This is a genomic window from [Clostridium] hylemonae DSM 15053 (assembly GCF_008281175.1).
GTDB lineage: Bacteria > Bacillota > Clostridia > Lachnospirales > Lachnospiraceae > Extibacter > Extibacter hylemonae.
In genome coordinates this window covers 3,705,211-3,727,727 of sequence record NZ_CP036524.1, presented here as the reverse complement: position 1 = coordinate 3,727,727, position 22,517 = coordinate 3,705,211, and the positions used below count along the sequence as shown (strand labels likewise).

Annotated in this window: 19 protein-coding genes and 1 pseudogene; 7 read left to right on the top strand and 13 right to left on the bottom strand. The window is 48.2% G+C overall.

Annotated features, from left to right (window positions below):
* Positions 1–212 precede the first annotated feature (212 nt).
* The 5 genes from LAJLEIBI_RS17500 to LAJLEIBI_RS17480 all read left to right on the top strand — a co-directional run bounded on the left by LAJLEIBI_RS17500 (position 213) and on the right by LAJLEIBI_RS17480 (position 8,367).
* Positions 213–3,143 (top strand): hypothetical protein, encoded by a 2,931-nt coding sequence (locus LAJLEIBI_RS17500; RefSeq protein WP_050765548.1) that lies wholly within the window; start codon positions 213–215, stop codon positions 3,141–3,143.
* A 113-nt stretch (positions 3,144–3,256) separates the two neighbouring features.
* Complete coding sequence (glgB, locus tag LAJLEIBI_RS17495; RefSeq protein ID WP_006443497.1) at positions 3,257–5,167, top strand: 1,4-alpha-glucan branching protein GlgB; 1,911 nt, start codon at positions 3,257–3,259, stop codon at positions 5,165–5,167.
* A 71-nt stretch (positions 5,168–5,238) separates the two neighbouring features.
* Entirely contained in the window at positions 5,239–5,970 is a 732-nt protein-coding gene (locus LAJLEIBI_RS17490) for a hypothetical protein (protein ID WP_006443496.1), read from the top strand.
* A 170-nt stretch (positions 5,971–6,140) separates the two neighbouring features.
* The gene (locus tag LAJLEIBI_RS17485; RefSeq protein ID WP_147570511.1) at positions 6,141–6,845 is read left to right on the top strand and encodes a response regulator transcription factor; all 705 of its coding nucleotides are present in this window, start codon (positions 6,141–6,143) and stop codon (positions 6,843–6,845) included.
* Positions 6,817–8,367, top strand: coding sequence for a sensor histidine kinase (locus tag LAJLEIBI_RS17480; protein ID WP_147570510.1), 1,551 nt, complete (start codon positions 6,817–6,819; stop codon positions 8,365–8,367). The genes LAJLEIBI_RS17485 and LAJLEIBI_RS17480 overlap by 29 nt, the downstream gene beginning before the upstream one ends.
* A gap of 71 nt (positions 8,368–8,438) precedes the next feature.
* Here the strand turns inward: LAJLEIBI_RS17480 and LAJLEIBI_RS17475 are convergent, their stop codons facing one another.
* The 13 genes and pseudogenes from LAJLEIBI_RS17475 to LAJLEIBI_RS17415 all read right to left on the bottom strand — a co-directional run bounded on the left by LAJLEIBI_RS17475 (position 8,439) and on the right by LAJLEIBI_RS17415 (position 21,103).
* On the bottom strand, positions 8,439–9,200 hold the full coding sequence (locus LAJLEIBI_RS17475) for a creatininase family protein (RefSeq protein WP_006443493.1): 762 nt from the start codon (positions 9,198–9,200) through the stop codon (positions 8,439–8,441).
* Positions 9,201–9,226: 26 nt separating this feature from the next.
* Positions 9,227–10,660, bottom strand: a complete 1,434-nt coding sequence (locus LAJLEIBI_RS17470) for a purine-cytosine permease family protein (protein ID WP_006443492.1) — start codon at positions 10,658–10,660, stop codon at positions 9,227–9,229.
* Positions 10,661–10,694: 34 nt separating this feature from the next.
* Positions 10,695–11,717, bottom strand: a complete 1,023-nt coding sequence (locus tag LAJLEIBI_RS17465) for an asparaginase (protein WP_006443490.1) — start codon at positions 11,715–11,717, stop codon at positions 10,695–10,697.
* 57 nt (positions 11,718–11,774) lie between these two features.
* On the bottom strand, positions 11,775–12,422 hold the full coding sequence (locus LAJLEIBI_RS17460; RefSeq protein ID WP_227056218.1) for a GntR family transcriptional regulator: 648 nt from the start codon (positions 12,420–12,422) through the stop codon (positions 11,775–11,777).
* 202 nt (positions 12,423–12,624) lie between these two features.
* The gene (locus LAJLEIBI_RS17455; protein WP_006443485.1) at positions 12,625–13,242 is read right to left on the bottom strand and encodes a V-type ATP synthase subunit D; all 618 of its coding nucleotides are present in this window, start codon (positions 13,240–13,242) and stop codon (positions 12,625–12,627) included.
* 12 nt (positions 13,243–13,254) lie between these two features.
* Positions 13,255–14,637 carry a V-type ATP synthase subunit B gene (locus LAJLEIBI_RS17450; RefSeq protein WP_006443483.1) on the bottom strand — a complete coding sequence of 461 codons (1,383 nt, stop codon included), beginning with the start codon at positions 14,635–14,637 and terminating at the stop codon, positions 13,255–13,257.
* A 15-nt stretch (positions 14,638–14,652) separates the two neighbouring features.
* Positions 14,653–16,436: pseudogene (locus tag LAJLEIBI_RS19735) on the bottom strand (V-type ATP synthase subunit A).
* A complete protein-coding gene (locus LAJLEIBI_RS17440; protein WP_040435109.1) occupies positions 16,429–17,016 on the bottom strand; it encodes a V-type ATP synthase subunit E in 588 nt (195 codons plus the stop codon). Before LAJLEIBI_RS17440 ends, LAJLEIBI_RS19735 begins: the two are co-directional and overlap by 8 nt.
* A gap of 16 nt (positions 17,017–17,032) precedes the next feature.
* Positions 17,033–17,341 carry a V-type ATP synthase subunit F gene (locus LAJLEIBI_RS17435; protein WP_006443480.1) on the bottom strand — a complete coding sequence of 103 codons (309 nt, stop codon included), beginning with the start codon at positions 17,339–17,341 and terminating at the stop codon, positions 17,033–17,035.
* A 1-nt stretch (position 17,342) separates the two neighbouring features.
* Positions 17,343–17,777, bottom strand: coding sequence for an ATP synthase subunit C (locus LAJLEIBI_RS17430; RefSeq protein WP_006443479.1), 435 nt, complete (start codon positions 17,775–17,777; stop codon positions 17,343–17,345).
* 24 nt (positions 17,778–17,801) lie between these two features.
* On the bottom strand, positions 17,802–19,742 hold the full coding sequence (locus tag LAJLEIBI_RS17425) for a V-type ATP synthase subunit I (RefSeq protein WP_006443478.1): 1,941 nt from the start codon (positions 19,740–19,742) through the stop codon (positions 17,802–17,804).
* Positions 19,739–20,788 (bottom strand): V0D/AC39 family V-type ATPase subunit, encoded by a 1,050-nt coding sequence (locus tag LAJLEIBI_RS17420; RefSeq protein WP_006443477.1) that lies wholly within the window; start codon positions 20,786–20,788, stop codon positions 19,739–19,741. Before LAJLEIBI_RS17420 ends, LAJLEIBI_RS17425 begins: the two co-directional genes overlap by 4 nt.
* 3 nt (positions 20,789–20,791) lie before the next feature.
* Positions 20,792–21,103, bottom strand: coding sequence for a hypothetical protein (locus LAJLEIBI_RS17415; protein WP_006443476.1), 312 nt, complete (start codon positions 21,101–21,103; stop codon positions 20,792–20,794).
* Positions 21,104–21,280: 177 nt separating this feature from the next.
* Between LAJLEIBI_RS17415 and trmB the strand changes: the two genes are divergently transcribed.
* Both trmB and LAJLEIBI_RS17405 read left to right on the top strand, forming a co-directional pair.
* Positions 21,281–21,937, top strand: coding sequence for a tRNA (guanosine(46)-N7)-methyltransferase TrmB (gene trmB / locus LAJLEIBI_RS17410; RefSeq protein WP_006443475.1), 657 nt, complete (start codon positions 21,281–21,283; stop codon positions 21,935–21,937).
* A 217-nt stretch (positions 21,938–22,154) separates the two neighbouring features.
* Positions 22,155–22,484 (top strand): thioredoxin family protein, encoded by a 330-nt coding sequence (locus LAJLEIBI_RS17405; RefSeq protein WP_006443473.1) that lies wholly within the window; start codon positions 22,155–22,157, stop codon positions 22,482–22,484.
* Positions 22,485–22,517 lie beyond the last annotated feature (33 nt).

Below are 22,517 nucleotides of genomic sequence, written 5' to 3'. Positions count from 1 at the left end.
AGATTTGTAATGTTTTGTAACAAAGTTTTAATATTTTTTATGCTTATATTTTGACATTGATATAGGCTTATGATAAACTTATATCAGTGAAATTATGGAGTAGTATAGGATAACCATACAACTGTTAAGAAACATTGGAGAGGAATAGTATAAAAAATATTATTGAGGTGAGAACTTTGGATAAATACGAATATCGTGTAAAAACCGAGCAGATGCTCGAATATATGGAGAAAAAGCAATATAAAAAAGCGATGGAAATAGCGGATACCGTGGACTGGAGAAGGGTGAAAAATGCATCCATGCTCAACACGGTAAGTGAAATATACGAATCAAACGGAGAATTTCAAAAGAGCAGGGACATTTTGTTTGTCGCCTACGACAGGTCTCCGGGCAGCAGGAAGATCGTGTACCGTCTCGGGACACTGGCGCTTAAGATCAACGATATAGAAGAGGCGTCGGACTGTTATGAAGAGTTCGTAAAGCTGGCCCCAAAGGATCCGAACCAGTACATATTAAAATACAAGATACTGAAAGCACAGAAGGCGTCATATGAAGAACAGATCACAGCGCTTGAAGATTTTAAAAAGTCTGAGTACGTTGAGAAATGGGCTTATGAGCTTGCGCTTTTATACCATGAAGCGGGAATGACGGCAGAATGTCTTGAAGAGTGCGATGATCTCATACTTTGGTTCAGCGAGGGCAAGTATGTATACCAGGCCATGGAGCTCAAGATGAAATACAAGCCGCTCACACCGCTGCAGCAGGAAAAGTATGACAGCCGTCCGGGCGCTGCAAAGAAGCCGCAGATCAAAAAAGCAGCCGCAGAAGTTCCGGTGAGAAAGAGCCGGCCTTTGACTGCAGAACCGGAGGAACAAGAGGAAGAACCTGTAGAGCAGGCGTACAGTTCTCCGGAGAAGATAGAACCGGTGATGACCAAGCAGCCGGGCGCGGAGACCTCTGTGATGGATGAGGTGCTGAAAGCGGTAGAGGCTGAGGTGGATGTTCCGACAGACGAGACAAGAAAGATGCCGGTAGAAGAACTGGAGGAGCTGGAAGCGCTCCAGCAGAAGCAGCAGAAGTCTCCGATAACTAAAGTAGTCAAAGGAGCGACGCTGCAGGAAGCGCTGGCAAACGGCGTGAAAGTAGCCAGCGGTATCGATATAGAAGAAAAAGCGATGGCCGAGAAGACGGAAGAACTGCGGATCACAGGCCAGATGCGTATAGAAGAGATCCTTCAGGAATGGGAAGCAAAGCAGAAGGACCACGCCGAGGCGATCGAAAAACAGAAGCAGGAAGATGTAGAACGGATCGGTAAAGAAAGAGAAGAAGCCAGAAAACGCAGAGAGGCAGAGCGCCGTGAAGTAGAGAAAAAAGCAGCCGAAGCCGAGGCGGCGAGAAAGGCGGCAGAGGAAGAAGCAGCGAGGAAGGCAGCCGAAGAAGAGGCGGCCCGGAAGGCGGCGGAAGAGGAAGCGGCCAGAAAAGCAGCCGAAGAAGAAGCAGCGAGAAAAGCAGCCGAGGAGGAAGCCTTCCGTAAGGCGGAAGAAGAAGCTGCCAGAAGAATGGCAGAGGAAGAGGCAAGAAAAGCAGCGGAGGCCGAAGCAGCGAGAAAGGCGGCAGAGGAAGAAGCAGCCCGGAAGGCGGCAGAGAAGGAAGCGGCGAGAAAGGCGGCCAGAAAAGCTGAGGAGGAAGCAGCCCGGAAGGCGGCAGAGGAAGAGGCAGCGAGAAAAGCGGACGAAGAGAAAGCGAAGAAGACAGTTCCAAGCATGACGGAGGATATCCGCCAGCTTATGGAAGAGTTGGAACACGGAGTTGCCGAGCCGGAGCCGGTGGAAGAACCGGATTATTTTGAGGAAGAAGACGATGAACCGTTAGAAAATATGGGAAATCTTGTGGAAGACCTTCAGATGGAAGATGATTCTGAGGAAGACGATGACTACGAAGACGACTTCGGGAGCGCATTCGATGAGGACGATTTTGACGAGGATTTCGGAGACGAAGATTCCGATGACAGCTATGAAGAAGATTTCGGTGGAGACGACTTTGACGAAGGCGGTTTTAATGAAGAAGATTTCGACGAAGAAGACTTCGAGGAAGAGGACTTTGACGAAGAAGATTTCGACGAAGAAGACTTTGAGGAAGATGATTTCGAGAGCGGAGACGGCTTTGAAGAGGATGACTTTGAAAGCGAAGATGATTTCTTCGATGACGACGCGGCGGAGGCCGATGAACCTGAGGAGGAGGAACTCGTGATCGAGGAGCCTTCCGAGGAGGAGATTCAGAAGCGGATCAAGAAGTCCAAAGGCGGCGGAGTTCCGTTTGACACAGGGTTTGTAGTCACAGGGCGTTATGACCTGAGCGCAACGAGCGAGATTGGCCTTAAGGCCGGTCTGACGGAGGAGCAGAAGAAACTATTTTCATACTTTGTACCTGTCAGAGGAATGAGCGAGCAGATCGTGGAAGTGCTCGACAATGACAGAAGGGCGCAGCGGGAAGGCACATCCAAGACCGGAAACCTGCTTGTGATCGGCCGGAAAGGTTCAGGTAAGACTGTCCTGGCGGTAGATATCGTAAAAGCGATCCAGAAGCAGAGGAACTTAAAGCAGGGGAAAGTCGCCATTGTCACCGGCGAATCGCTGAATAAAAAAGAACTGTCCAATATTATACAGAAGCTGCGCGGCGGAGCGATCATCATAGAGAAGGCCGGAAAGCTGAATTCAAGGACTGTCAAGGAACTTGACTATCTGATGGAGAAGAAGACAGGTGAGCTTCTGTTTGTGCTGGAAGACCAGAGAAAGCCGCTTGAGAGGATTCTGACGGCGAATCCGGATTTCAGGAAGAAGTTTACCTCCAGGCTGGAGCTTCCGGTATTTATCAATGATGAACTTGTAACATTCGGTCAGACGTATGCCAAAGAAAACGGTTATAAGCTTGACGAGATGGGAATCCTGGCGCTGTACAGCAGAATCGACGTTATGCAGAGAGAGGACCATGCAGTTACAGTTGCAGAAGTGAAGGATATCATGGATGAGGCCATTTCGCATTCCCAGAAGGCTAATGTGAAGCATCTTGCCAGAAGGGTGTTCGGAAAGAGCACGGACGATTCCGACAGAATCATTTTGAAAGAAGAAGATTTCAGGATCTGACAACAGAAAAAGAAAGGGTTTTGACAGGGCAACATTTGTCAAAACCCTTTCTTTTTATGCCTGTCTAAAGTATAATGAACTTATATTAAGACAGGATTGTGAGGGGTGGCAGTATGGCAGGAAAAAGAAAGAAATCATATGAGATCGGGGAACTTGACCACTATCTTTTCGGACAGGGAAACCATTATGAGATCTATAAAAAGCTTGGGGCGCACAAAGTGTGCAGCGGGAAAAAGACCGGTGTGTATTTTGCCGTATGGGCGCCGCACGCCAAGTCGGTCACCGTTGTCGGGGAATTCAATGACTGGGATATGGAGGCGAACCCGATGGAGAGGGGCGAACCTCTCGGTATCTATACATGTTTTATACCGGGCGCGCAGGAAGGCGAGATGTATAAGTTCTGTATAGAGACTTATTCCGGCCAGTATATCTTTAAGGCGGATCCGTATGCCAATTATGCGGAGCTGAGGCCCGGAACAGCATCGAGAGTGGCAGATCTAAGCGATATAGCGTGGACGGATGAACTTTGGCTTAAGAACCGCGCCGAATGGGACCACAGGAAAGAGCCGATGTCCATCTATGAGGTTCATATCGGCTCGTGGAAACGCCATCTGGGACGTGAAGATGAAGGGTTCTATACTTACCGTGAATTTGCAAAGGAAATCACGAAATATGTGAAAGATATGGGCTATACCCACGTTGAGCTGATGGGGATCGCGGAACATCCGTTTGACGGTTCGTGGGGATATCAGGTGACCGGGTATTTTGCTCCTACGTCCCGTTATGGGACACCGAAGGATTTTGCGTGGATGATAAACTATCTGCACAAAAATAAAGTGGGCGTTATTCTTGACTGGGTGCCGGCACATTTCCCGAGAGATGCCCACGGACTGGCTGATTTCGACGGGACGCCGACTTACGAATATGCTGATCCGAAAAAGGGGGAGCATCCTGACTGGGGAACGAAGATATTTGATTATGGGAAAAATGAAGTGCGCAACTTTCTCATTTCAAATGCGCTGTTCTGGATCGAGCAGTATCATGTGGATGGTCTGCGCGTAGATGCCGTAGCTTCCATGCTTTACCTCGATTATGGAAAGCAGGACGGCCAGTGGACAGCCAATAAATACGGCGGCAACAAGAACCTTGAGGCTATTGATTTTTTCAAACATCTGAATTCAGTTGTACTGGGCAGAAATCCCGGGGCGCTGATGATCGCGGAAGAGTCTACGGCATGGCCAAAGGTCACGGGAGATGTGGAAGAGGACGGACTTGGCTTCAGCCTGAAATGGAATATGGGCTGGATGCATGATTTTACGGAATATATGAAGCTTGATCCGCTCTACAGGAAGGGCGCCCACAACCAGATGACGTTTGCCATGAGCTATGCGTACAGTGAGAACTATATCCTTGTTCTCTCCCACGACGAAGTGGTGCATCTTAAGTGCTCCATGATCAACAAGATGCCCGGGCTCGGTGCAGATAAGTATGCGAATCTAAAGGCAGGCTATGCCTTTATGATGGGGCATGCGGGCAAGAAGCTGCTGTTCATGGGCCAGGAGTTTGCCCAGCTGCGTGAGTGGAGCGAAGAGAGAGAACTGGACTGGTATCTTCTGGCGGAAGAGGAACACAGGCAGATGCAGAACTGGGTCAGGGATCTGCTTCATCTGTACAAACGCAACAAGGCAATGTACGAAATGGACAGTTCGTGGGAAGGCTTTGAGTGGGTAAATGCAGACGATGCGCAGAGAAGCATCTTCAGCTTCATAAGACATTCCAAAGACTGCAGGAAGAATCTATTGTTTGTGTGCAATTTTACGCCGGTGGAACGGGAAGATTACCGGGTCGGCGTGCCGAAGAGAAAGCAGTATAAACTTGTGCTCAACAGTGACGAAAGCAAATACGGCGGAAGCGGGGAGGAGAGGCCTCTCGTATATAAATCCGTCAAGTCTGAGTGCGACGGCAGACCGTATTCTTTTGCATACAGACTGCCCGCGTACGGTGTTGCCGTATTTGAATTTTAAGTACAATGCCGTTCTTCCCGCATAAGCTGTAGTGCAGAGAAGATTTCCAGATTCAGCAGGGAGGTGCTGAAATGAAAAGATTGAGATGTCTGCCGGTCCTGCTCCTTATCACCGCGCTGGTTTTGACGGCCTGCAGCGGGAGTCCGCCTGACGAGAAGAGTCTGCAGGAGATCAAAGATAAGGTGGAGGGAAACGAACAGGAAGATGAAACCGCGGGGCAGGAGGAAGAGCCGGATGGCGAAAGTGAAGATGCAGACTCTTCCGGCGCTGATGAAACTGCGGACGGGGCGGAAACAGAGGAGGAACCGGTGCAGGAACCTGAGATACCGGAAAAGATAACATGTCCGACGTGCAAAGGTGCCGGACAGAATTTCTGCACAATATGTGAGGGAAAAGGAAAGGTGGAGGGTACGCAGTTCGTGCCGGGATATAAGTGTACGTACTGTAAAGGAACAGGGTATTCTTCCTGCTGGACGTGCGGAGGCACGGGGCAGGCAGACAATCCTGAGTACAGCGCGCAGACGGGAACACAGGACGGGCAGGCCGGATCTGCCGGTGGTTCCGGAAATCGTGTGTCACCGGATTTCAGTTATGACAGAAGTCCCTCTGTATGCACGAAGTGTAAAGGAGCGGGCACTGTGATGTGCACAAGCTGTAAAGGCGTGGGTAAGAAGTATACGACGAAGTCTTCTGCCAACTATGGCTCAGGCTCATCCTCGTACACAGAGACGACAACGTGCAGGCTGTGCGGCGGCTCAGGCTCAGCTGTCTGTACATTGTGCGGGGGAACCGGAGAACATTAGAAGAGTATAAAAGAAGAATGAAACATTTAAGTCCTCTGTCCGGTGCAGGCTGAACAGAGGACTTTTTCTGTTCGTATGTAATCTTAATAAATTTGTTAGAAATATAAAGATAAAAACTTAAATTTTCCTGTTATGGTTAGAACACAGCAGGAATGAAGCGGAGGAAAACGATGGAACAGTATACGGTATTAGTGGTGGACGATGACAAAGAGATCGTCAGGTCACTCGGCAAACTTCTGGAGCTGGAAGGCTACAAGGTACTCAAGGCCTTTAATGGCATGGAGGCCCTGGATATGCTTGTGACGGATAAAGTGCATCTTATTATACTGGATGTGATGATGCCGGAGCTGAACGGCCTGTCGGCGCTTATGAAGATCCGGGAGAAAAATAATATACCGGTCATTATGCTTTCGGCAAAAACAGAAGAGAGTGACAAGGTGATCGGCCTTTCAATGGGGGCGGATGATTATGTGACAAAGCCGTACAACACGGCGGAGCTGATGGCAAGGGTGAAATCTCAGCTCAGGCGGTATTTTGCGCTCGGAGCCGCCGCCTGGGCAGATTCCAATGCAGTGCTGCGGACAGGGGGGCTTGTGCTGGACAAAAACACAAAGCAGGTGACGGTCGACGGTGAACCGGCACAGCTTACAGCCACAGAATACAAAATACTGGAACTTCTGATGGAGCATCCGGGATATGTATTTCCGGCGGAGCAGATATACAGCAGAGTCTGGCAGGAGGATGTGTATGCCGGTGAGAAAACCGTCATGGTACATATACGTAGAATACGGGAGAAGATAGAGATCACTCCCAAAAATCCAAAATACTTAAAGGTGGTGTGGGGAATTGGCTACAAAATTGAAAAATATGACTAACAGGGGCCGGGCAGCGCTTATCCTGTATGTGGCGGCGGCAGCCGGCGCGGCGGTATGTTCCGGTGTATATGTGACATCCAGATGGTTTGGGGGATGGAATTCTAACCAGCGGTTTAAGCTGACCTACTTTCTTTTAATAGCGCTCTTTATAATAGCGATCTGTCTGTTCTTTCATTTTTATCCGGCGAAGGAATGGAAGGATATGAAAAGATGGAGGATAGACACAGTCGGTACGGAAGTGCTGACGGCCGCGCTCCTGCTCGATCTGTGGGTCTGGTTCATGGGAGTTCATTCTTCTGTGGTCGGAGGTCATCTGTTCTACAGTATATGGATCGGTACGAGAGTTAAGATTATTGTGAGCAGCGTCTGCTTTTATTTTCCGGTAACGCTTATCGGAGCGGGCTGTATCGTGCTGATAGCAAGGAAAATACTTCAGGGAAGACTTAAAAAAACATCGGTCATCTATAATGTTGTACAGAGCAGAAGAGCTGCCCTGGACTTTGAGAAGGCGATACGGCTGAACAGCAGGGTATGCCTGATCATTGCAACGATATGTCTGGCGGGAACGGCCGGCGCTGTCTGGAACAGCGGGCTGCATTGGGGAGATATGCTTGGAGTGGTCGTCATTACTGTACTGGCGGTTGTCTCTTACATTTGCTATATCAAAAGCTTTAGAAATAATAAAGTGTACAAAGATACTGCATCATTGCTGAGGCAGATAAACGCGATGGCGGACGGAGAATTAAACGCGCCTGCCATAGAGGACGAGGAATCTTTACTGTATGAAGGTTCCCGCAAACTGAGCAGTATCAGCGCAAATTTAAAGCGGATCATGGAGAAGCAGATGCAGTCGGAGCGGATGAAAATTGATCTGATCACGAATGTGTCTCATGATCTGAAGACACCGCTGACATCCATGATAGGCTATATCGATCTGTTAAAAAAGGAAAGGTTAAGCGATGAGGCGAGAGATTATGTCGATGTGCTGGCTCTGAAGCAGGAGCAGCTCAAGAATATGATCCAGGATATCTTTGACCTGTCCAAATCTACGAGCGGGGAAGTGAATCTGGAACTGGAAGAACTGGACATGAAGAAGCTTCTGGAGCAGACACTGGGAGATATGGAGGACGCGGTTGCCAAAAGCGGTATGGTCATCCGTGAGAAAGTGGACGGTGCAGACCTCAATATAGTAGGAGACGGCAAAAAGCTTTACCGTGTACTGCAGAACATCATAAGTAATGCGCTCAAGTATTCTCTGAAGGGGACGAGGATATATATAGAAGCCGGAAGGGAAGACAGCCAGATATATGTGTCGGTGAAAAACACCGCTTCTTATGAGATGGACTTCTCTCCCGAGGAGATCATGGAGCGGTTCAGCCGGGGGGATAAATCCCGTAATACGGAAGGACATGGTCTTGGCCTGGCGATCGCAGAGAGCTTTACAAAAAACATGGGAGGAACTATGACCGTAGAGATCGACGGGGACCAGTTCAAGGTAAGAGTGGCGTTCGAGAGTCTGTAAACATAGAAGGGCCAGTAAAAATATAAGGGACAGCGTGATTCAAATAAATCACACGGTCCCTTTATTCATTTCTAATAGGTCCATCCAGTCTTATTCATTTTTTCGATCGCGTCTGCAACGAGTCCTACGAGAATATCCAGCATCTGTTCTCCTTTTTCCATGGATGCTTTGGTCGGGTCTCCCGTTGCTCCGGTCTCTGTCAGTTCTTTGATATCCCAGATAACTCCTGTTGTCTCATTGATCTCTATTACCTTCTCAGGAACCTGGCTTTTCGCGTATTCAAGATTTACAAGTTCCGGGCGTACAGCCATCATGATGGATGTCTCTCCCTCACCGCCATGGCCCAGACCATTCCATACTTCAAAACGTTCGCCCATGATCGGTCCTACTTTTGTCCACCAGTCCGGCAGATACAGGAATTTTGCATCTCTGTGGCGGTCTTTTACATTGTGTGCGGCGATTTCCAAAGCCGGAATGTTCCCGTCATGTCCGTTCAAAATGTAAATATGTTTGATTCCATTGTTGATCAGACTTTCAAAGATATCCTCTGCAATGGCGATCTCCGTCTCATAGCGGAGTGTCACAGACATGGGATACTGATTATAGTGGATCGATGTTCCGAAAGGTACGCATGGAACGACAACAACATTATCCATTTTTTCGGCCACTCTTTTTGCCACCTCGGTAGGAACGAAATAATCCGGTCCCAGACAGCAGTGCCAGCCGTGGCTTTCACAGGAGCCAAAGCAGGTGATCGCCGTTACATCCTCAGCATGTTCCAGTAATTCTTTTACCTCCAATGCGCTGAATTCATTTAAAAATACCTTTTTCATAATGTACTCCTTTCCATATATGTATTTTACACATTGTTTGTTTCCAATGTTTCTATTAACTTATTATCTTCCTTTTTATCCGGCAGGAAACGATAGATAATATAATAAACAACGAGTGAAACTAACATTGCGAACAGACCGGCCGGCAGATTGTACGGCAGTGTCGTTACGTACTGGAAGATATAACCGAGCGCCGCGCCGATCGCAAAGGAAATAATTCCCGCCCAACGCCATTTCGGCTGTTTGTGCAGAAGACGATGGTCATATTTCTTATGTCCGACAAGATAATAGTCTGCCAAAATCGGTGCGCACAGCGGGGGCGCCATAGCTCCCAGAACATTGATGAAATTTGCAAAGAATATTTGATAGAAGCCGATGGCTCCTAAAACTGTACCAAGAATACCGCAAATTGTTACGAGAACTTTTCTGTTAGCCTTAATGCCCACTGCATCTAAAATCGGTCCTGTATACAAAGAGTTACAGTAAAGCTCACTGTTATCTGTCGTCCACAATGACGTTGTCCACGCAAATACTCCGACAAAGGCGAATATGACATTTAACCCCATCATCCATGCAACATAATTATACTGTCCAACACTCACACTTCCAATGTACCCCACGATATTCAGCAGAGGATTCGTAAATATAAAACAGGAAGCGGCACAGATCCAGACAGCCTTTACATTCTTGTTGAACCGGAACATATCGACACCCATGACCGCGCCTGCGATCCAGCTTCCGACTACTGCTGTGATACCTGTTCCTAGGCCGAGTCCTCCCAGGTCGTTTGCACGATTGATAAAACTGTGAAAACCGCCGCCGTCTCTCATCATTCCAACGCCTACTACGATGGCGACTATAAGAATAATAGGACATGCAAACTTTGCAACTTTTTCAATGGCACTGATTCCTTTTACTGCACTGTATGTAAATACAAGTCCCCATAGGATAACCGCGATCAGCACTTCCAGCGTAATGTCCGGAACAGCCTCATATCCCCATGAGGCAGGACTGAATACGATCACACCGGAAGGATTTCCGATCAGGCCGCCCCATATATCGGCTACCATGCCTACAATACTGGAAAACCATCCAAATGTCATAACCGCCATCATCGCCATCGGAATGATAAATCCTTTGCTGCCGTAAGAATATCTGGAGATCAGCGCCAGATTTAGCCCGGTCTTCTGTGCTGCTACACCAAGCAGAGACGTCATCACAAACAGCGCGCCCATGCCAAGAATAATTGCCAGGATCGCATCGCCTGGATTCAGCCCGGGAGCCCCTCCATAACCTGCAAGTGTACCGCCGACGAAGAGGCCGGTCGCAACATAACCAAATCCGACCCATACCATGATCTGGCTGTAAGTAGAACGCCGTTTTGTTATAGGGACGGCATCCAGCATAAATTCCTCATCAACCGTATCCTGCTGCACTATCTTCTTTTCTTGTTCCTGCATAAAAACCCTCCTTACATTCTCTCTTGTGAAATTTTTAGATACAAGCTGTTTTATTATGTTCCAGTGATATTTCACCGGCATAATCTGTATTAAATATGTCCCATACTTCGCTGCTGTCCTCTGTCTGGCCCAGGGCCCACATCAGTTTTGTCACGATAGCTTCTGTGGTCATATCTCTCCCTGGTATTACACCGCAGTCCAAAAGTTTTCTTCCTACTTCATACAGAGAAAAATCACTTTTTTCATACAGACATTGACTCCTGGCAACAATGGAAACTCCGTGATCGATGAGCTTTTTAAGCTTCGGGATCAGATTCCTTCTCTCAAAATGGGTGCCGCCTGCGCCAAATGCTTCGATCACGATTCCCCGGTATCCCATATTCAGCAGACACTCAAAAATATCTGGATTTGTTCCCGGAATCAATTTCAGCAGAAAAACATTCGGACATAAATTTTCTTTCAGGCAGAACGGCTTTTCTTCTGTATGTACCACTTTATAATTATCATAAAGATGAACTCCGTCTGCGTACACTTCCCCGAGATAATTCGCGGAAATGCTTTCAAATGCATTGAAACCTAAAGTACGGACCTTTGTGGCTCTGCAGCCATTGATGATCTTATCGTCAAAAGCAACCATCACTTTAGGGATCCCGGCTTCCACAGCGGCAAATGCTGTCTGCAGATTTCTCCTTGCGTCTGTGAACATCTGCTCAATGGGAATCTGAGCGCCGGTGAGGACGACAGGCTTCTTCAGATTCTGCAGCATATAACTTAACGCCGATGCGGTATACGCCATAGTATCTGTTCCATGTGTGATGATCACTCCATCGAAGTCTGAAAGCGCCTGTGTGACTATTCCTGCAATATACTGCCACTCCTCCGGCTGAATATTTGAACTGTCCAGATTCAGGATATCTCTGCTTTCTATCAGAAAATTTTTCTTCATCTCAGGAATCATATCCAGGAAATCGCCGCAATTTATATCGGGAGCCAGGCCTTGTCTGCCTCTGCGCGCTGCAATGGTACCGCCCGTCGCCAGCAGCAATACTTTTTTCATCTAAATAATCCTCCTTTCGCAAGCATAAAATAACAGGCTGAGACTATGGCAGAAAATCTAAAATGTTTTTCCTTCCTGAAAATATAACCGGTATCCTACACCGCCCAGCTCTTTTTCAATAGACTGCTTTGCCCGTTCTACATCCCTCATGCAGAGAGCATCTGTCAGTTCCAGGTGCTCTGCCATAAGAATTTTGGCCTCTGATACCCGCCAGTCCTTAACTAATACTCTCCTTAATTTATTCAGTATGTTTTCCAAAGATGATATGAGATATTGGTTACGGGAGAGATATGCGACTGACATATGAAACTGCATATTTGTTTCACTATATTCCTGGTAAGTGCCGCCTTCAATTCTGCTGATCTGCTCTTTTGTATGCTCCTTTAAATGCTTCAGTTCCTCATCCGTGGCATAATGGATGGCCATTTCGGCAGAAGCCTTTTCTAATATTTCTCTGAATTGAAAAAGACTTTGAAGTTCTGTGACGGATATCCCTTTGACCAGGTATCCCTTGTTAGGTATCTTTTCGAGCAGTCCTTCCATGCATAAACAATTCAGCGCCTCTCTCGAGGGTGTTTTGCTCACCCCATACTTCTTTGAAATTTCCGCTTCTGTGATCATATCATTTTCATCGTAATTCCAGTTGACGATCTCATTTCTGAGTTCCTGCAGCACTTTCTCCGTCATGGATATTCGTTTCCCCACCCGTACATTCCTCCTTGACCTGCTTATTATATTCCTGTGAAATCTCAAAAAGATATCAGTAATATATCACTGGTATTTCTTTTATTTTAACTCCTGTGCTTTCTTTTGTCAATATTCTAAATTAAGACAAATTTTTGGAGAGTTGTAAATATAAAAGGATGACGTTACTGTCTGCCGGCAGCGTCATCCTTTTTGTCTTATATTATTTTGACTGCATTTTCTTAATAACCTTCAGCCTTGTGAATTCTTCCCGTTCTTTTTCTTCCAGCGCATTCGTTATCGTATATACGAGGTTGCTGTACATCGGGATGGTAATATTCTTCAGCGCGTTGGCCCGTTTCTGTGTCTTCTTGATATTCGTAGCCAGACGGTAAGCCGCGTTTTCCACCATGGACAGCTTGATCGTCAGTTCTTTTACGTCGCGGAAGGCCTCGCGCACAATATCAATGGACTCATATGTGGTGCTGAACGAGTACGTCAGGTCGTTCTGTTTTGCGTCGTATTTTACATAGGGGATCTCGGTGCCCATGATGCTCCGTGTCTGGATACGGATCGAGTCCTCTATGGGAACGGTGAAGGCAAGCTGCTGCACCATGCTGATGCCGTGCTCTATATTGGCCCGCTGGAGGCAGGCGTATGCCCGTGTGAAGGTAGAGTCGATCTCTTCCTGTATTTCCTTGGCTTCATCGATGAGGCCCATAAGCTCTTTGAGAAGAATATTCCGTTTTTTGTCCATCAGGTCGTATCCCTGATGGGCGAGCGCCAGAGAGTTCTTGGCGAGCATCAGATTACCTTTGGTCGGAAATTCCCGCGGATCCATATAATTCCCCCCTTACTCTGCCTCGCCCGGATAGTATTTGTCTATGATCTTCGTGTCGATCCGGTCAAGTTCTTCCTTTGGAAGAAGCGCCAGAAGCTTCCAGCCGAGATCGAGTGTCTCTATCATGGAACGGTTCTCGGTCGGTCCCTGGCCGATATAGTGGTGCTCAAATTCTTCACCGAATTTCAGATACTGTTTATCGATCGGTGAGAGTTCATCTTCCCCGATCACGGATGCCAGGTTTCTCGCCTCGCCCACTTTGGCATAGGCTGAGAAGAGCTGGTTGGCCAGGTCCTGATGGTCTTCCCGGGTGTATCCGGCTCCTATGCCGTCCTTCATCAGACGGGACAGCGACGGGAGGATGCTGATGGGCGGGTAGATCGCCTGCCCGTGCAGGCTCCGGTCGAGTACGACCTGGCCCTCGGTGATGTATCCGGTGAGGTCAGGGATCGGATGCGTGATATCATCATTCGGCATGGTCAGTATCGGAAGCTGTGTCACGGAGCCGTTTGCTCCCTCTATGATGCCGGCACGCTCGTATATGGTGGCCAGCTCGCTGTACAGGTATCCGGGATATCCTTTACGGGAAGGAATCTCTCCTTTTGACGAGGATACTTCACGCATGGCCTCTGCAAAGGACGTCATATCTGTCAGGATGACGAGAATGTGCATGTTCTGTTCAAAGGCAAGATATTCTGCAACCGTCAGCGCCACCTTCGGCGTGATAAGACGTTCCACGACCGGATCGTTTGCAAGGTTGAGGAACATACATACATGGTCGGCAACGCCGCTTTCTTCAAATGTTTTCTGGAAGAATTCGGCTACATCGTGTTTGACGCCCATGGCGCCGAACACAACAGCGAACTGTTCGTCTGAATTATCTCCGAGAGATGCCTGCTTTACGATCTGGGCGGCCAGCTGGTCATGGGGCAGGCCGTTGCCTGAAAATATCGGAAGCTTCTGCCCCCGGATAAGAGTAGTCAGACCGTCGATCGCCGAGATCCCGGTCCGGATATAGTTGCGGGGATATTCCCGGCGCACCGGGTTTAACGGCAGGCCGTTGACATCCCTCATGTCATCGGACACGATGGGGCCAAGTCCGTCTATAGGCTGACCGATACCGTTAAAGGTCCGTCCGAGCATATCAGGAGATACGGCGATCTCCATCGGATGCCCTGTCAGCTTCGTGTGTGTATTCTGCAGAGACATGTTTTCCGTGCCTTCAAACACCTGAATGACTGCCCGGTCTTCATAGAGCTCTACGATACGTCCCATTTTTCTTGTACTGCTGTCAATGACAAACTCCACGATCTCATCAAAGAAGGCATCCTGAATGCCTTCCAGGACGACGAGAGGGCCGTTGATGCTGCTCAGACCAAGATATTCAATTCCCATTGTGAACCCCCTCCTTTATGCGTTCTTTTCCAGAACTCTGTTATAGAAATTATCGATGTCTACCTTATACATGTCGAGCAGCTGCAGGTTATTGTTCGGCACATCGTATTTGATGGCAATGACTTTCTCGAATATATTCTCTGCTTTCAGCACGGACATGGGCATGCCCATCGCGACTAGTTTCCGGCACGTCTTATACAGATAGAGAATGACGTCCATCATCTTGAACTGCTTCTCCATGGACACACAGGTGTCGTCTTTGTGAAATGCATTCTGCTGCAGAAAGCCAAGCCGGATGACTTTGGCGATTTCCAGAATGAGCTTCTGGTCATCGGGGAGCACATCACCGCCGATGAGCTTTACGATCTCCATGAGACTGCTTTCCTGGTTCAGAAGGGCCATCATCCGGTTGCGGTAGTCCACAAACTTGGGTGAGACGTGGTCTGAGTACCAGCCGCTCAGGTCGTTCAGGTATTCACTGTAGCTTGTGAGCCAGTGAATGGCCGGGAAGTGCCGTGAGTAGGCAAGCGACTTGTCAAGTCCCCAGAAACAGCGGACAAAACGCTTTGTATTCTGTGTCACAGGCTCGGAGAAATCACCGCCCTGAGGCGAGACGGCCCCGATGATGGAGACAGAACCTACGCTGCCGTTCAGCGTCTGCATCATACCGGCCCGCTCGTAAAAAGCGGACAGCCGGGAAGCCAGATATGCCGGGAAGCCAGATATGCCGGGAAACCTTCCTCGGCAGGCATCTCCTCGAGACGGCCGGAGAGTTCTCTTAAAGCCTCCGCCCAGCGGGAGGTCGAGTCTGCCATTATGGCGACGTCATAGCCCATGTCACGGTAATACTCCGCCAGAGTCAGCCCTGTGTAGATCGAGGCTTCACGCGCCGCCACGGGCATATTGGACGTGTTGGCGATCAGTGTCGTTCTGTCCATGAGCGGATTTCCGGATTTTGGGTCGACCAGTTCACCAAATTCTTCCAGTACCTGGGTCATCTCGTTGCCGCGCTCGCCGCAGCCGATATATATGATGATGTCGGCATCAGACCATTTTGCGATCTGGTGCTGGGTCATCGTCTTTCCTGTGCCGAAGCCCCCGGGTATGGCGGCGGTCCCGCCCTTAGCGATCGGGAACATCGTATCCAGTATACGCTGTCCCGTTATGAGGGGAACGCTGGCCGGATAGCGGTGGTGCACCGGCCGCGGGACACGGATGGGCCAGTACTGCGTCATGGACAGGTCTTTTTGTGTCCCGTCGGGAAGTTCCAGTGTAAGGAGCGTATCGCTGATCGTATAGCTTCCGTCAGGTACAACAGAAATGACCTTGCCGGACACGTCCGGGGGAACCATACATTTATGCTTGATCGCACGTGTCTCGGGAACTTCTGCGATGACAGTGCCTCCCTGAACGATATCCCCTTCTGCGACCGTGATATGAGTATCCCACAGTTTGTCGGTATCGAGCGCATTGACGCTCACACCGCGCGTAACAAACGCGCCGCCGGTGTCTGCGATACGCTCAAGAGGGCGTTCAATGCCGTCAAATATATTGTCCAGAATGCCCGGCGCAAGAGTGACAGATACGGCGGAACCTGTAGCTTCTACACATTCGCCCGGCTTCAGGCCGGATGTCTCTTCATATACCTGAATGGTAGTCACGTCTTTGTCGAGGGCTATGACCTCGCCGACCAGTTTCTGATCTCCTACGTGCACCATCTCTGACATTTTAAAATCTGTTTTTCCCTTCAGATAGATGACGGGACCGTTGATGCCGTAGATCGTTCCAGTATTACTCAATTCCCGCACCTCCCTTGAATGAGAATTTGTGGTATTCATTGTCTATGGCTCCCTTAAACGCATGATCAATGAGTATATTGCGCCCGGGAATGACGGCGCGTATGCCGCCGATAAAGTCTTCTTTGCTGACGGTCAGAGTCATTCCTGTATGCTCTTCAAGGTATGCTGCTTTATCCGCGTCAGTCGGGTTGATATAGAGCGTCATCGTTTCGCCGTTTGCGAATTTGGCGGCGCTCTCGATATATGCGATAAGAAGCCGTTTGTAATCATCAGTTTTCATGAAGTCGTATATCAGTGTCTGGACTTCGTCGAAAAGCTGGTTTTTAAGCTCTTTCTGTGTCTGGCTCAGCTCTCGTTTCAATTCCAGCTGAGCTTTGGAAGCGGCCATATTCAGCTGCTGCCTTGCATTGGTAGCCTCTGCCTTAAGCCTTGTCTCGGACTGCCGGACAGCTTCTGAACGGTGCTGCTCAAAGACGCTTAGAAGCGCCTCTTCATGCTGCTTTATAATTGCATTACCCTGCGCCCTGGCCTCTTCCATGGCAGCAGACTGTAAATGTGATATTTTTTCTTCTAACGTCACGCGGGTCACCTTCTTTTTATAATTTCAAGCCAATTGCTTCATTTACATAAGATGTGATAAAATCTTTTTTACGTCCGGTTCCGTGTCTGTCAGGAATCTCTATGAGCAGCGGCATTGTACGCTCCAGCTTGATCTCATCGATCAGATCCGGGAACTCCCGGCCGAACTTTTCGGTCAGCAGGATGATGCCGACAGTCTTGTCGTTCATGGCGTTTTCGATGGCTTCTCTAAGCTCGTTCCTTTCGTGCACGACGACTCCGTCCACGCCGGCAAGCCGCATTCCTGTCAGGGTATCGATATTATCACTGATCAAATACATCTTCATCTTACAGTTTACCTAAGATCATGAAGGAGATGATGAGCCCGTACAGGCAGACACCTTCCGCAAGACCTACGAAGATGAGTGACTTTCCGAGTGCACTTGAATCTTCGCTGATCGCGCCGAGCGCGGCGCTTGCCGCACTTGCTACGGCGATACCGCCGCCCACACATGACAAACCGGTTGATAGTGCGGCGGCAAGGTAACCGAACCCTGTGGCGTTAGAAGAGGCAGCGGCAGCGGTATCTGCGGCGACAGCTGTATTGCCGCCGAACATCATGATCGATGCGATGACAAATGTGCCAAAATAGAAGAAGGCGTTGGTACCGACTGCTCTTTTATAGCGTTTTTTGTTCTTTTCCCCGATCAGGTAGTAACCGAAAGGAATGATAATGCTGAGCACCAGTGCTGCGACTAATAATAATTTTACTGTTAATGACATGATTTTCTCCTCCTTGGATATGGATTAATTTTTATCTTGTTTTTTATGATTATTGAACGGTTTAAACTCGCGGCCGCTGCCTTTATAAAAACGGCTGAACATTTCATAATATTCGAGACGGAGCACCTGGATACCTACGATCAGTCCTTCCAGAGCGCATACGACCAGGTTGCCGATCACGACGACGACCCAGTTTGGAGAGCCTTCCTGCGCGCCCGAGAGCATCAGCACAACTTCCATGATAGCGGCATGGCTCACCGCAAATGCCCCGATACGGACGAAAGAAAGCGTGTTGGAGAAATAGCTCAAAAGCGTCTCAAATAATTCAAAGAATCCCTGTACGAGGAACATTCCTTTGCCTGTCTCCAGCTTCTTGTGGTTGCGCTCCGCCAGGTTGGTGAGCGGTTCTTTAAATACGAATACGAGAACAGGTATTCCGAGGAATATGACCATCAGTATATTTCCGGGAACCTGATGTCCCGTCATAAAAAGTACAATTGTGAACACGATAAATCCGTAAAAAACAAGTCCCGCGATACCGTTCGTGGAAAACCAGATATTTTCCGTATCATGTGCCCGGATGGCATTGATTATATGAAATATCATGGAGAGGATATTCAGTCCCATACCAAAGGCGATCGCCACGATAAATACGGTGTTGAGCTGTCCGATGAACGGAAGGTTCGTCATGGCTTCCATCGGCCGAAGCCAGTGGGCCTGTATAATGTCCTCAAAACCGAATACACTGCCGAACATAAATCCGAAGAAAGCCGAGAAAAGGCCCGCGACGGATATGATACCGGCAAGGTTCATATTTTTCAGTTTGTAGAGAAGTCCGCCTATCACGAACAGGCTCAATCCCTGTCCGACATCTCCGAACATGGCGCCGAAGATGAACGTATAGGTCAGCGCCACGAATACGGTAGGATCCATCTCGTTGGAGGAGGGAAGGCCGTACATGCGGATAAACATCTCAAAAGGCTTGAAGAATTTGGGATTCTTAAGCTTTGTGGGAGGTTCGCCGAAGAATTTCTCGCGGTCTTCTTCCACAACGACGAACACCTTGTCGTCATTTTCTGATTCCTTCAGAAAGGCCGCCACATCATCTTCACCCATCCACCCGCAGAGAATGTAGTAATCTTCCTTGTTGTCATCTACGCGGGCGGCCATTTTGCGGACGTCAAAATTGTTGGACAGTTCCTCCAGACGCTTGCGGGCTCCGAGCAGTTTGCCTGCCTTATCGTCGAGCAGTTCCTGGATATTTTTGTCTATTTCGTCAATGCGCTCATCCAGATCGGAAATGTCCTGCTCCAGGCTCTCATATGCCACGGCGGGAGAGCCGATATATTCGTCCGATATGGTGATGCGTTCAAAGTGCAGGGAGTTGAATACGGAATCCACCTTGCTGGCCTCTGTATTTGCAACAAAGTAACAGCCGTACACGAAATTCTCATCCCGCGTGCCTTCCAGAAAAATGGCGTTGAGATCCTCAAACAGGTATTTTTCCAGCTTCCGGTAATAATCGATCCCGATCCGCCCAAAACGAAGCTGCATATACCGATAATGGAGAACCTTGTGCAAGTCGAAATCAAGGGGCCGGAACGGTTCTAATACATGCAGCTTTTCCAGCAGTTCATCTTTATTTTTTTTGAGCAGCTCTTTTTTCTCCTGCAGCTCAAGATAGTCATGGTTTACCTCACGGATCAAGGCGATGATCTCATCTGTGGACAACGCCGTATCGGCAGGAGTCCCTGCCGCCGAAAGCTTTGAAGTAAATTCTTCTGCTTTGGCGAGTGGTTCTTTGTAAGGGTTCATCTCCACAAACGGCAGGAGATTGTCGGTCGTCTTAAGTTCTGTGACTGCATTCTCAAGCTGCATCTCATATTTTGAAAGGTAGACATCACAGACGCGGTCAATGTCGGTCCGCGGTCCGCTGATGCTCAAAAACTTCATCTTTACAATCATTGAATTACACCTCCCAGGTATCCTAACGTCTCTCTTGATGATAGGCCGTAGCGGATGCATTCAAGGGCAGTCGTCAGTTTATATATCTCTTCTTCCTTCAGGAACAGATATGTGGTGATAGTCGCAATCGAATACGGATTGCCGCGCCGGTCCGACAGATACAGATGCATGAGGCATTCCTTATACAGCTGTTCCATCGTCTTGCTGTTGTCGATATGATATTTCCTGGCATAATAAGTGCCTTCCAGCAGATGCTCAAATTCTTCCAGGGTAGGTGCCTCCACCAGCGCTTTGAACTCATCGATACGAAGGCGGTAGTGATTCGGGATCGTCAGCGAATATATGTCGGGCGGAAGCATGTGGTAATACTTTTTCGCACGGTATATCCACTGTATGTTGAGCAGATCCATGTTAGTACCGCAGTCTCTTGTATATATCTCCAGTTCCTTTTTGTTTGTCAGTATCTGTTTTCGTTTTTTCCATACAGTAGAAAAGTAGTACAGTTCCAGTGCCAGATCATAGTCAAACAAAGTGGCGGCGTTTGAATCCCGCAGCTTCCGAAGCGGCGCGTAGTACTCTGTTGACTGCAGATTATCCACGAGCTCGCCGATGCTGCGCGACGTGATGAGCTTTTCGATGGAGATCTGTGAATATTTATCAAAAAATTCTTTCTTATAATCCAGGTCAAATGGTTTATCGTAGTGGTTAAATACGATCCGGAAACAGTAATTGATCAGATCCACTTCGTACCTTTTCAGATAAAGCTTCAGGAACTTCTTCTGTTCCAGCCCTGCAAAACGAAAGATTCTCGTATAGTCATCATAGAGGGACTGATAGAGAATCTTCTCCACGTGCCGCCGGTGGTACAGAGATACATCCATCTGGTTCATCAAATCTGCGTAGGCGGGCTTTTCTTTCAGATAAGAAATAATCTCCGGAACGCTCCTGAGAGAGGCGATATTCTCAAAATCCTGTCTTGTGAGGAGCTTTGCCTGCATGGCCCGTACTTTTGTTACAATTCCGCTGTATGCCATAAGATTGCCCATGTTCTACACCTCAGTTATACGTTTTAGGATTTCCTGTGCATACGCAGTATGGTTTTCCTTATATTCTTTCTCTAAAGCTTCGATGGTCGACCTGTTTTTCTGTCTCTGTGTCTCCAGTATCCGGTCGACTTTCTCGGAAGCCTCGGCGCGGATGCGCTCCAGCTTCTTCTGTGTATCGGCTTCCAGGTCTTCATCAAACTTGTCGCGCCGGGCCTGTATCTGCTGTTCGATCTCAAATTTCTGAGCTTCTGCATGGTCTACGATTGCTTCAGCAGTCGTCTCAATGTCTGATAATTTCTCCACAATAGAGTCCATACTACGCCTCCGTTTCTGCTTACTTCTAATAAGTATAATTTGTATTATATGTTAATAATACACTTATTTTTCTAAATTTCCATAGTAAAAGTAAACAAATTGAAAAATTAACGGTAATTGACATTTTTAAAAGAAATGGATAGACTGGATAAGAGCAAAAAATGAGGAGGCAGTCATATGCGATTGAGAAATATACCCCGGGCGGAAAGTGTGCTGAAAGCGTGCAGAGAGGTCATGAAAGAACCTGCTCTTTACAGGGGATGCTGGGACAAGGTGTTTGGGAATGAAAATCCTGTATTTATAGAGATCGGAATGGGGAAGGGGCAGTTTCTGCTGACGATGGCAGAACAGAATCCGGACGTTAATTTTATCGGGATCGAGCGTTACTCGAGTGTTCTTCTGCGGGCTGTGGAGAAATATATGGAGCGGGAGACGCAGGCGCCTGCCAACATCCGGTTTATCTGTATGGACGCAGCGGACATTGCAGATGTATTTGCAAAGGGGGAGGTGTCCGGGATCTATCTGAACTTCTCGGATCCGTGGCCGAAGGCGAGACATGCCAGAAGGAGGCTGACATCAAAGGAATATCTGTCCAGATATGATAAGATACTGGCTTGTGACGGTGTGGTGGAGTTTAAAACGGACAACAGGGGACTGTTTGAATTTTCCCTGGAGGAGATCAGGGAGTCGGATGTGTGGGAGATAAAAGAGCGCACCTTTGACCTGCACGGCGATGAGGCCATGAACCGCGGAAATGTCATGACGGAATATGAAGAGAAGTTCTCGGCAGCAGGGAATCCTATCTGCAAGTTGCGGGCTGTCAGGAAAGCATAAGGCGGCAGCTGCATATAATATAAAGAAGAATAATGGTCAGGATGTGAGCATGTGGGACGCGGAAAGAAAGGATGGAAGCATAAATTGTGTGAAATCACTTATCGCAAAAGGAACCTGAATGAAAAACTTGCCTGTATTAAAAAATCACTGGATGAGGTATGCAGAATATTGAATCCCAAGTGCTGACATAAAGATGGCTTAAGAAAGGTTGAAACTTATGCTACATTTAACAGCAAAGAATTTTGATTCGGAAGTGATGCACGAAAGTCTTCCGGTGGTTGTAATGTTTTATGCGGTCTGGTGCGGTAAATGCGCCATGATGAAACCAATTGCGGAAGAGGCAGAGAAGAAATATAAAAATAGAAAAAAAATAAAGTTCTGCGAGGTTGAGATAGAAGAGTCTGAACTTTTGGCGGCAGAGTATGACACGGAGATCGTGCCGACGTTCATCTGTTTTAAGAACGGCAGGATAGTGGGGACGATGCGGGGAATTATCGATGAGGAGGTATTCCACGAGAGAATACAGAAAATATTCAGAAATAGTTAAGGGGCTGTTTCTTTGCAAATGTCCGGGAATGTG

What these genes read in the sequence shown, in the direction of transcription:
- LAJLEIBI_RS17500 (WP_050765548.1), top strand. Translation starts at nt 213, where the DNA reads ATGCTCGAATATATGGAGAAAAAGCAATATAAAAAAGCGATGGAAATA.
- glgB (WP_006443497.1), top strand. Translation starts at nt 3,257, where the DNA reads ATGGCAGGAAAAAGAAAGAAATCATATGAGATCGGGGAACTTGACCAC.
- LAJLEIBI_RS17490 (WP_006443496.1), top strand. Translation starts at nt 5,239, where the DNA reads ATGAAAAGATTGAGATGTCTGCCGGTCCTGCTCCTTATCACCGCGCTG.
- LAJLEIBI_RS17485 (WP_147570511.1), top strand. Translation starts at nt 6,141, where the DNA reads ATGGAACAGTATACGGTATTAGTGGTGGACGATGACAAAGAGATCGTC.
- LAJLEIBI_RS17475 (WP_006443493.1), bottom strand. Translation starts at nt 9,200, where the DNA reads ATGAAAAAGGTATTTTTAAATGAATTCAGCGCATTGGAGGTAAAAGAA.
- LAJLEIBI_RS17470 (WP_006443492.1), bottom strand. Translation starts at nt 10,660, where the DNA reads ATGCAGGAACAAGAAAAGAAGATAGTGCAGCAGGATACGGTTGATGAG.
- LAJLEIBI_RS17465 (WP_006443490.1), bottom strand. Translation starts at nt 11,717, where the DNA reads ATGAAAAAAGTATTGCTGCTGGCGACGGGCGGTACCATTGCAGCGCGC.
- LAJLEIBI_RS17455 (WP_006443485.1), bottom strand. Translation starts at nt 13,242, where the DNA reads ATGGATCCGCGGGAATTTCCGACCAAAGGTAATCTGATGCTCGCCAAG.
- LAJLEIBI_RS17450 (WP_006443483.1), bottom strand. Translation starts at nt 14,637, where the DNA reads ATGGGAATTGAATATCTTGGTCTGAGCAGCATCAACGGCCCTCTCGTC.
- LAJLEIBI_RS17435 (WP_006443480.1), bottom strand. Translation starts at nt 17,341, where the DNA reads ATGAAGATGTATTTGATCAGTGATAATATCGATACCCTGACAGGAATG.
- LAJLEIBI_RS17430 (WP_006443479.1), bottom strand. Translation starts at nt 17,777, where the DNA reads ATGTCATTAACAGTAAAATTATTATTAGTCGCAGCACTGGTGCTCAGC.
- LAJLEIBI_RS17425 (WP_006443478.1), bottom strand. Translation starts at nt 19,742, where the DNA reads ATGATTGTAAAGATGAAGTTTTTGAGCATCAGCGGACCGCGGACCGAC.
- LAJLEIBI_RS17420 (WP_006443477.1), bottom strand. Translation starts at nt 20,788, where the DNA reads ATGGGCAATCTTATGGCATACAGCGGAATTGTAACAAAAGTACGGGCC.
- LAJLEIBI_RS17415 (WP_006443476.1), bottom strand. Translation starts at nt 21,103, where the DNA reads ATGGACTCTATTGTGGAGAAATTATCAGACATTGAGACGACTGCTGAA.
- trmB (WP_006443475.1), top strand. Translation starts at nt 21,281, where the DNA reads ATGCGATTGAGAAATATACCCCGGGCGGAAAGTGTGCTGAAAGCGTGC.
- LAJLEIBI_RS17405 (WP_006443473.1), top strand. Translation starts at nt 22,155, where the DNA reads ATGCTACATTTAACAGCAAAGAATTTTGATTCGGAAGTGATGCACGAA.